This is a genomic window from Aquabacterium sp. A08 (genome assembly GCF_011742065.1).
In genome coordinates, this window is sequence record NZ_JAAQQT010000635.1 from 1 (window position 1) to 9,443 (window position 9,443).

The following is a 9,443-nucleotide window of genomic DNA, read 5'->3' on the forward strand; positions in this document are numbered from 1 at the left end:
CGCTGCGTGCGCCACCGCCCGAGCCCACCACCTGTTGCGGCCGGGGCTGCAACGGCTGTGTCTGGGAAGGCTATTACGCCGCCCTGACCTTCTGGTTGGAAGACGCCCAGGCGGTGCTGGACGCGGCGGCCCTCAGAGCCCGATGACGGCGCGCGACACCGGCCGGCTGCGGGCGTAGGCCGGGGCCTCGCTGACGCAGGCCGGCCGCCCGAACAGGTAGCCCTGGAACGCGCGGCAGCCGTGCCCGGCCAGGAAGTCGTGTTGCTCGGGCAGCTCCACCCCCTCGGCCACCACCGACAGGCCCAGCGTCTGCGCCAAGGTCAGGATGGCGCGCACGATGGCGGCGTCGTCCTCGTCGTCCAACACGTCGCGCACAAAGGACTGGTCGATCTTGATCTCGTCCAGCGGCAGGCGCTTGAGGTAGCTCAGCGACGAGTAGCCGGTGCCGAAGTCGTCCAGCGCGAACCGGATGCCGAACTCGCGCAGCGCCGCCATCTTGGCCGCGGTGTCCTCGGCGTCGTGCATGAACATGCTCTCGGTCACTTCCAGCTTGAGGCGGTGGGGCTGGGCGCCGGCGCGCCGCACCTCGGCCTTGACCTGGTCCACGAAACCGGCCTCGCGGAATTCGCGGGTGCTGACGTTGACCGACAGCGTCCAGTGGCGCAGCTGCGGGTCCCGCGCCCAGTCGGCCAGGCATTCGCAGGCGCGGCGCAGCACCCACTGGCCCAGCGGCAGGATCATGCCGCTCTGCTCGGCCAGCGGAATGAAGGCACCGGGCGGCACCATGCCGCGTTCGGGGTGCTGCCAGCGCACCAGGGCCTCGGCGCCCAGCACGTGGCCAAAAGCGTCCACCACCGGCTGGAAGTACAGGCGCCACTGTTCTTCGCGCAGGGCGGTGCGCAGGTCGGCCTCCAGCGCGGCGCGGCGCAGGGCGCTGGCCTGCATCTCGGGGTCGAAGAAGCTGATGGTGTTGCGCCCGTCGATCTTGGCGCGGTACATGGCCAGGTCGGCGCGCTTGAGCAGGTCTTCCACCGTGTCCTGCGGCTGGCCGAACAGCGCCACCCCGATGCTGGGCGTGCTGCTGTGCCCGCAGCTCGACAGGTCGTAGGGCTGGCGCAGGGTGGTCAGGACCTTGCGCGCCACCTTGTCGGCCTCGCCGGCAGCGGCGGCGACGTCGCTGCTCAGGCCCTCGATCATCACCAGGAATTCGTCGCCGCCCAGGCGCGCCACGGTGTCCACGTCGCGCACGCAGCCGCGCAGCCGCACCGCCACCAGTTGCAGCAGTTCGTCGCCCTGGTCGTGGCCCAGCGTGTCGTTCAGGTCCTTGAAGTTGTCGAGGTCGATGAACAGCAGCGCCCCGTGCTGCTGCTGGCGCTTGGCGGCTTTGAGGGCTTTGGACAGCCGGTCCTGCACCAGCCGGCGGTTGGGCAGGTTGGTCAGCGCGTCGTGGAAGGCCAGGTGCTGGATGCGCTCGTCGATCAGGCGGCGCTGGGTGATGTCGCGCGCCAGCATCACGAAGCGCGGCGGCTGGCCGGGCTGGGGCTCGCGCCGCGTCATCGACAGTTCGTACCAATGGGTGCCGTCGGGCAGGTCCAGCCGGTACTGGTGGCCGAGCGAGGCGCCGCAGATCGAGGCCTCGGCCATGGCGGCGTCGATCTCGGCGGCGGCCTCGGGCGGCAGCACGTCGTGGTAGGTGGCGTGGGCCAGGGTGTCGGGCGGCGCGGTCAGCAGCTCCGGCTGCCCTTTGCCGATGTAAAGGTAGCGGCCCTGCGCGTCGAATTCGTACAGCAGGTCGGGGATCGCCTCCAGGATGGTCTTGAGCTGGTCGGCCATCTCGCGGTGGCTCTGCTCGCCGGCCTGCAGGGCCTGCTGCACCCGGATGTAGTCCGTCACGTCGGTGTAGGTGCGCACGCTGGCGCCGTCGGCCACCACCTGCACCTGGATTTCGATGGTGCGCTGCGCCGCCGTCTTGAGCCAGAAGGTGCCAGGCGCGTCGGGGCCGAGCAAGGCGCCGTGGGCTTCGAGCGCGCGGATGTGCGGCTGCCCGGCCAGCGTGCCCGCGGGCAGGCCCAGCAGGGCTTCGACCCGGTCGTTGCAGAACTCCACCTGGCCGTGCCGGTTGACGCAGAGCAGCCCCTGGTTGATGTGCGACAGGGTGAGCTGCAGCGAGCGTTCGGCCTTGGCGCGGGCGGCCTGTGCGCGCCAGGCCGCCGCCATGTGGGCCAGCGCGGTCAGCAGGGGGGCGAGCTGCTCGGCGTCGTCCATGGCGTAACCGCCGGGCTTGTTGGCCAGGCCCACCACGCCCACCACCCGGCCGTCCAGCACCACGGGCAGGCCCAGGTAGCTGTCCAGGCGGCGGTGGCCCTCGGGCAGGCCCCGGGGGGAGCGGCGCTCGTCCTGCATCGGCTCGTTGGCCAGCACCGGGCGGGCGGTGCGCACCACCGCGCCGATCAGGCTGCCGGGGTTGTCCATGGCCTGCGCCACGGTCTGGCCCAGGGCCCGTTCGGCCTTGGACAGGCCCCGCCCGCTGCGGTCGGCCAGGGCCTGCAGCTTCAAATGGGGCTGGGCCCCGTCGCCGTCGTACACCTCGGCCACAAAGCCGTGCTCGCTGTCGGTCACCCGCAGCAGTTCTTCCAGCAAGCCCCCCAGCACCTGGCGCGGCGTGGCGTTGGCGATGAAGCGCGACTGCGCCGTGGCCAGGGCCTTGAGCAGGCGCTCCTGGCGCCAGCGCAGCAGTTCCGACTGCTGCAAGGCCATGCGCTGGGCCTCGCGCCGCTGCTGGCGCGCCCGCGTTTCCTGGTGCAGACTGCGCTGCAGGCGCACCCGTTTCACCGCGTCTTCGATGGACTGCGGCAGGCGCTCCAGCCAGCCACCGTGGCGGTCCTGCACCAGGTGGTCGGCGTAGCCGGCGGACTTGGCGCGCTGGGCCTTGTCGCGTTCGCCCTCGGGCAGCATCAGCAGGGCCAGCGCCTCGGGGTGACCCGGCAGCAGCGCCAGCAACTGGTCCACCGTCCAGTGGCCGTCCACCAGCAGCAGGTCGTGCCCGGCCTCACAGGCGTGGCCCAGGGCCTCATTCGGGTGGTGGACCACGCACACCTGCACCGACCGGCCAAACACCTGTTGGCGGGACAGGCGGCGGGCGGCCACGGCGGGCGGGGGCTCAACGGCAAGGACTCGAAAGTTCACAGGCCAGATTGTCCCGAATTATCCGAATAAATCAAATTAATTATCGTATATTCACAATTTGTACGATAAATTTGCTATCTATGTGTCGCATCGGGCCGACACTCTGGCCTCAGGCCGGTGGATCAGCGGAACGCCTGCAGCCAGCCCAGCCCGGCCTCGGTGCCGCCCGGCCCGGCCTGCGCCGGGTGGTATTCGCAGCCCACGTGGCCGCTGTAACCGATCTGGTCTAGCCAGCGCAGCAGAAAGCCGAAGTGGATCTCCCCGGTGCCGGGCTCGTGCCGGCCGGGGTTGTCGGCCAGCTGCACGTGGCCAAGGTGCGGCAGGCAGCGCTGCAGCGTGGCGGCCAGTTCGCCCTCCATGCGCTGGGCGTGGTAAATGTCGTACTGCAGCTTCAGGTTGGGCGCGCCCACCGCTTCGATCAGCGCCAGGGCGGCGTCGGTGCGGCTGAGGAAAAAACCGGGCAGGTCGCGGGTGTTGATCGGCTCGACCAGCAGCGTCAGCCCGTGCTCGGCCAGGGCCTGGGCGGCAAAGCGCAGGTTGTCCACCAAGGTGGCCTGGGCCTGCGCCGGGTCCACACCCGCCGGCAGCAGGCCGGCCAGGCAGTTCAGGCGGGGCACCCCCAGCGCCCGCGCACAGGCCAGCGCCTGCGGCACGCCCTGGCGAAACTCGGCCACCCGGTCGGGGTGGCAGGCGATGCCGCGGTCGCCGGCCGCCCAGTCGCCCGCCGGCAGGTTGTGCAGCACCATCTGCAGCCCGTGGGCATGCAGCCGCTGGGCGATCTCGGCCGCCGGCCAGTCGTAGGGAAACTGGCACTCCACCGCGCGAAAACCGGCGCGGGCCGCGGCCGCGAAGCGGTCCAGGAACGGCCGGTCGGTGAACAGGAGGCTGAGGTTGGCGGCGAACAGGGGCATGGCGTTTCCTGGGGGTGCATGGGGGGCCGGCGCCTTCAACCGGCACGGCCGGTGGTGGCGGCGGCGCTGGCGGCCCGCTCGGCCGGCGTGACCCGGGTGAACGGCGGCAGGCCGCTGAGCAGGCGCTGGCCGTAGCTGGTCTGGCTCAGGCGGCGGTCGTAGCAATAGACGTGGGCCTCGTCGTCCTCGGTGCGGATGGCGCGGCCCACCCACTGCGCCAGCCGGATGGCGGTGGCCGGCACCACCAGTTCCATGAACGGGTCGCGGCCGTTGGCGCGCAGCCACTCGGCGCGGGCCTCGCCCACGGGGTCGTCGGGCGGCATGAACGGCAGTTTGGTGATGAACAGGTCCTCGCACAGGCGCCCGGGCAGGTCCAGCCCCTCGCCAAACGACTGCATGCCGAACACGATGGACGGCAGCCCGCCGGCGACGCGCTCGCCGTGGCGCGCCAGCAGCTGGCCGCGCGGCCACTCGGTCTGCACCAGCACGCGCTCGCGCAGGCCCGGCGGGAGCGCCTCGGTGGCCTGGCGCAGCTGCTCGCGCGAGGTGAACAGCACCAGCGCGCCGTGCTTGACCTGGGCGAGGTCGCGCAGCAGCGCCTGCACCATTTCGGCGGTGAAGGCGGCGGCGTCCTTGGGGTCGGCGCGGGTGCCGGCCAGCACCAGCCGGCCCTGGGCGGCGAAATCGAAGGGACTGGGCACCTCCAGCGCGACCGCGTCCGGGTCGCCCTGCAGGCCGGCCTCTTTCAGGAAAAAGTCGAACTTGCCGCAACTGGTCAGCGTGGCCGAGGTCAGCACCGCGCCGCGCACCGCGCCCCACAGGTGGTGGCGCAGGGTGGCGCCGGGCAGGGTCGGGCTGGCGTGGGCCTGCACCACCAGGTAGTCGCCGCGGGTCTGCAGGGTGAACCACTTGGCCACCGGCACGCTGCCTTCCTCGGGCTGCTGCAGCAGCAGCTGGGCGGTGGCGTGCACCGCCTCCAGCCGCGGCGCCAGCGAGCCGAGCTGCGCGTAGTAGGTGGCCAGGCGCCGGGCCTCGTCGGGGTGGTCGCGGATTTCGGCGCGCAGCGCCTTGCTGACCGCCCGCAGCGCGTCGATGAACACCTGCGCGCTGTGGGCCAGCTGCGCCACCGGGGTGACCAGCACCTCGGGCAGGCGGCCTTGCGGCAGCCGCACCCGGCCGGGCTGGTCGCGCCCACCGGGGCGGGCGCCGCCCCAGGGCCGCTGCGCCTGGCGCAGGGCGTCGCCGTACTGGTGCAGCACCAGGCGGGCCAGGTCCTGCAGGCCCTGGCGCAGCAGGGCGGCGTGCTTGGGCACGTCGGCCATTTCCTCCACCGCCAGCAGGCCACCCACCTTCAGGGTGCGGCTGGCCAGGCGGTCCACCCAGGTCAGCCGGCTCAGGTCCATGTGGCTGGCGAACTGGTCCAGCGCGATCGCCGGCAGGTGGTGCGCTTCGTCCAGCACCAGCAGGCAGTTGCCCAGCTCGGGCAGGGCGCGCGAGCCGAGCGAACTCAGCAAGAGGTCGTGGTTGACGACGATGACCTGCGCCCCCACCAGCTGCTTGCGCTGCTCGTAGTAGCTGCACTGGCCGTAGGCCGGGCAGTGCTTGGCGGTGCAGGAACTGACGTCGGCGGCCACGCTTTGCCACAGCACCGGGTCGGGTGGGGTGGACAGGGTGTCGCGGTCGCCCGACCAGCGGCCGCTGGCCAGCTCGGCCGCCATCTCGGCGTAGGCGGCCTGGCGCACCGCATCGTCCTGCGGCGCCAGGGGCGCCTGCGGGCCGGCGGCCTCGTGGAACAGGTCGTCGTCGTGCAGGTCGTCGTCCATGTCGGCGTGGCCGGCGGGGTCCAGGGCGGCCTGGGCCCGGTCCAGCTTGAGCCGGCAAACGTAGCGCCCGCGGCCCTTGGCCAGGGCGAAGCGGAAGGGCTGGTCGAAGGCGTTGGCCAGGGCCGGCAGGTCCTTGTGCACCAGCTGTTCCTGCAGCGCCACGGTGGCGGTGGAAATCATCACCCGGGTGTGGCGCGCCAGCGCCAGGGCAATGGCCGGGGCCGCGTAGGCCAGCGACTTGCCCACGCCGGTGCCGGCCTGGATCACTGCGATGGAGCGCGTCGGCGGGTCGGCCTCGGCGGCGCCGTCGGGCGGGGGCGGCTTGCCCAGGTCGGCCTCGCTGAAGGTGCAGGCCACCTGCTCGGCCATCAGGCGCTGGCCCGGGCGCGGGCGCAGGCCTTGGCCCGCCTGCACCAGGCGGTCGAACTGGGCCAGCGCCTCCCGCGCCATCGCTGCTTTTTCCATGGGGGGCGAGTGTGGCACAAGCCGCCATCGGCCGGTGGACCGCGCATAATGCTTGGCAAAGCACAACAAGTCCGCCAGCCAGGATCAGGGAGTCCACACACCAACATGCGACAGGCCCGGCGCAGCCATGACCTTTGTGACCCCTCCCCACCAGGTTGAGCCTCCCGGGCTTGGTTTGGATCGGGCATTGCAGGTCTTTTCGGCCTACTGGATACCGGCGCTGGTGGCCCTGTTCACCCTGGCGGCCATGGGCTTGTGGCCCAGCCTCTACCCGGCCAGCAGCGGCCGGGTGCTGGCCTTCCAGGCGTTGGAAGACGCCACCGGCCAGTGGGATGTGGCCCAGGCGCAACAAGCCCTGGCCCAGGCCCAGCCGCCCCAGGCCGAACGGCTGGACACCCGCCTCTCGCAAGCCCCGTTCTGGGTGCGCCTGCCCGCCCCGGGCGGTGCCGGCACGCTGGAATTCCCCTCGCGCCACGCCAGTGCGCTGGCGTGCTGGCACGCCGACACCCTGGCCCCGCTGGGGCGGATCGACCGCACCCAGGCCCAGAGCGGCTGGCGGGTGTCGCGCGCCGGCTTCGCGCTGGACGTGGCCCCGGACACCCCCCTGCTCTGCCGCGCCAGCTTCATCGGCCCGGCGCGCTTCAGCGTCAAAGCCTGGGCACCGGCCGAACTGGCGGTGCGCGAACAGGAGTTCCACCGCAACTCGGGGCTGCTCGACGGCGGCGTGCTGGTGCTGGCCCTGTTCACCCTCATCGCCGGCTTCATCAACCACAACCGCAACTACCTGGTGTTTGCCGCCTGGCTGGTGGTGAACCTGCGCATGGCGGCGCTGTCCATGGGCTGGGACCACCAGTGGCTGGGCCAGACCATCCCCTTCGCCTGGCTGGTGTGGATGCGGCCCCTGACCCTGGCGCTGTACTTTCTGGCCACGGTGGTGCTGTTCCGCGCCCTGTTCGAGCAGGACCTGGCCAAGGCGGGCGTGGACACCTGGGTGCGGCGGGTGCAGTGGCTGTCCGTCCCCCTGGTGGCCCTGGCCCTGGTGCTGCCTTACGGGCGCTTCCTGCCCATCATCTGGGTTTGCACGGCCCTGGGCACGGCGGTGCTGGTGTATTCGCTGACCCGGCTGCTGATCCGCACCCATTCGCGGGTGGCCATGTGGTACGCCGCCTCCATCACCGTGGCGCTGTTCGCCAGCCTGTACGAGGTGGCGGCCGCGGCGCTGGGCCTCAAAGGGCTGCTGGGCGCGGTCAACAGCGTCACCGCGGCGCTGGCATCCAGCCTGCTGGCGTCGCTGGCCATCGCCGAGCAGATGCGCCAGGAACACCAGGAGCGCCTGGCCGCCCAGGAAGAACTCAGCCACGCCTACGAGGTCATCCCCATCGGCCTGTTCACCCTGGACCTGCAGGGCCACTGGCTCAGCGCCAACCCGGCGCTGCTGCAGATGCTGGGCACCGCGTCGCTGTCGCCCACCGCCGACCGCTGGGCCACCCAGTTTTCCGAAGACGCCTGGCAGCAGCTGTTGCGCCGCACCCAGGGCGGCACCCCGGTGGAACTGGACCTGGAGGTCGAACCGCCCGGGCAGCCGGTCAAGCGCTTTCTGGTCAAGGCCACGCTGGCGCGCGACAAGATCGAAGGCTCGCTGCAGGACATCACCGAAAAGGCCCGCGCCACCGAACACCTGCAGTTCCTGGCCGACCACGACACCCTGACCAAGGTGCTGAACCGGCGCGGCATCGAGGCCATGCTGCTGCGCGGGCTGGTGCGGCTGGGCCGGGGGCGGCCGCTGTCGGTGGCCTACCTGGACCTGGACCGCTTCAAGCTCATCAACGACCTGTACGGCCACGCCGCCGGCGACGTGGTGCTGCAAGAGGTCTGCGCCCGCGCCCAGGCCCCGCTGGGCCCGCACATGCACCTGGGCCGCGTCGGGGGCGACGAATTCCTGCTGGTCATGATCGACACCCCGCTGCACCGGGCCGAGGCCATCTGCCGCGAAATCGTCGCCAGCCTGGCGCGCAGCCCCTGCCAGGTGGGCGACCGCGCCTTCCAGGTGCGCGGCTCCATTGGCCTGATCGAGGTGGGCGCCGGGGCCCAGGCCAAGGACATCGTCTCCACCGCCGACCACGCCTGCCGCCAGGCCAAAAAGGCCCAGCCCTGCGGCCTGGTGGTGTTTGAGCAGGGTTCGCGCGTGTTCACCGAACACGAGGCGGAACTGCAACTGATCGAGCGGCTGGCTTCAAACCAGCGCATCGACGGCCTGTTCCTGGAAATGCAGCCCATCCTGTCGCTGCACACGCCGCACGCCTCGCTCAACTTCGAGGTGCTGCTGCGCATGCAGGACGAGCACGGCGACCGGGTGCCGACCGAGCGCCTGATCCACGCCGGCGAAAACGCCGGGCGCATGGGCGTGATCGACCGCTGGGTGCTGCACCACACGCTGGAGTGGATGGAGCAGCACCTGGACGCTCTGGCCCACACCCAGTTCGTCTGCCTCAACCTCAGCGGCGCATCGCTCAACGACGAGCGTTTCATGGAGGACGTGTTCGCCCTGCTCGACAGCAAACGCGACCTGGCGCGGCGCATCTGCCTGGAAATCACCGAAAGCGTGGCCCTGCACGACATGGGCAACACCCGCCGCTTCATCGACAAGGTGCGCAGCTTTGGGGCGCGGGTGGCGCTGGACGATTTCGGCGCCGGCTACACCTCGTTTTCCTACCTGAAGGACCTGCCGGCCGACCTGCTCAAGATCGACGGCAGCTTCATCGTCAACATGAACCGGCACCCGGCCAACATCGCCATCGTGGAGGCCATCGTCAGCCTGGCGCAGAACCTGGGCATGAAGACCATCGCCGAATGGGCCGAGGACTTTGAAACCGTGGAAACCCTGGCCGAGATCGGGGTGGACTATGTGCAGGGTTTTGTGGTGGCCCGGCCGCAAAACCCGGCCTTGCTGCTGGAGGCCACGTCGGGCGCCGACTTCATCCGCGACGAGCGGCTGCGGCAGTACCTCAGCACCCTGGCCCCCGACGACGAGATGGGCCACGTGGACCTGGTGCTGGGC

Annotated in this window: 5 protein-coding genes; 2 read left to right on the forward strand and 3 right to left on the reverse strand. The window is 71.2% G+C overall.

What is annotated here, in order from left to right; genetic code table 11:
* Positions 1-146, forward strand: a 146-nt coding sequence (locus tag HA630_RS13235; protein ID WP_243855461.1) for an oxidoreductase-like domain-containing protein, incomplete at its 5' end; no start/stop codon positions are given.
* Here HA630_RS13235 and HA630_RS13240 read toward each other — a convergent pair.
* The 3 genes from HA630_RS13240 to dinG form a co-directional block, all read right to left on the reverse strand.
* Complete coding sequence (locus HA630_RS13240; protein WP_208300084.1) at positions 133-3,186, reverse strand: EAL domain-containing protein; 3,054 nt, start codon at positions 3,184-3,186, stop codon at positions 133-135. The two genes, HA630_RS13235 and HA630_RS13240, sit on opposite strands and share 14 nt — an antisense overlap.
* A gap of 122 nt (positions 3,187-3,308) precedes the next feature.
* Positions 3,309-4,097, reverse strand: coding sequence for a hydroxypyruvate isomerase (hyi, locus tag HA630_RS13245; protein ID WP_166835300.1), 789 nt, complete (start codon positions 4,095-4,097; stop codon positions 3,309-3,311).
* A gap of 35 nt (positions 4,098-4,132) precedes the next feature.
* Complete coding sequence (dinG, locus tag HA630_RS13250) at positions 4,133-6,385, reverse strand: ATP-dependent DNA helicase DinG (protein WP_166835302.1); 2,253 nt, start codon at positions 6,383-6,385, stop codon at positions 4,133-4,135.
* 187 nt (positions 6,386-6,572) lie between these two features.
* On the opposite strand from dinG, the gene HA630_RS13255 reads away from it, so the two are divergent.
* Positions 6,573-9,443 (forward strand): bifunctional diguanylate cyclase/phosphodiesterase (locus HA630_RS13255; protein WP_166835304.1); only part of this gene is annotated, 2,871 nt, incomplete at its 3' end.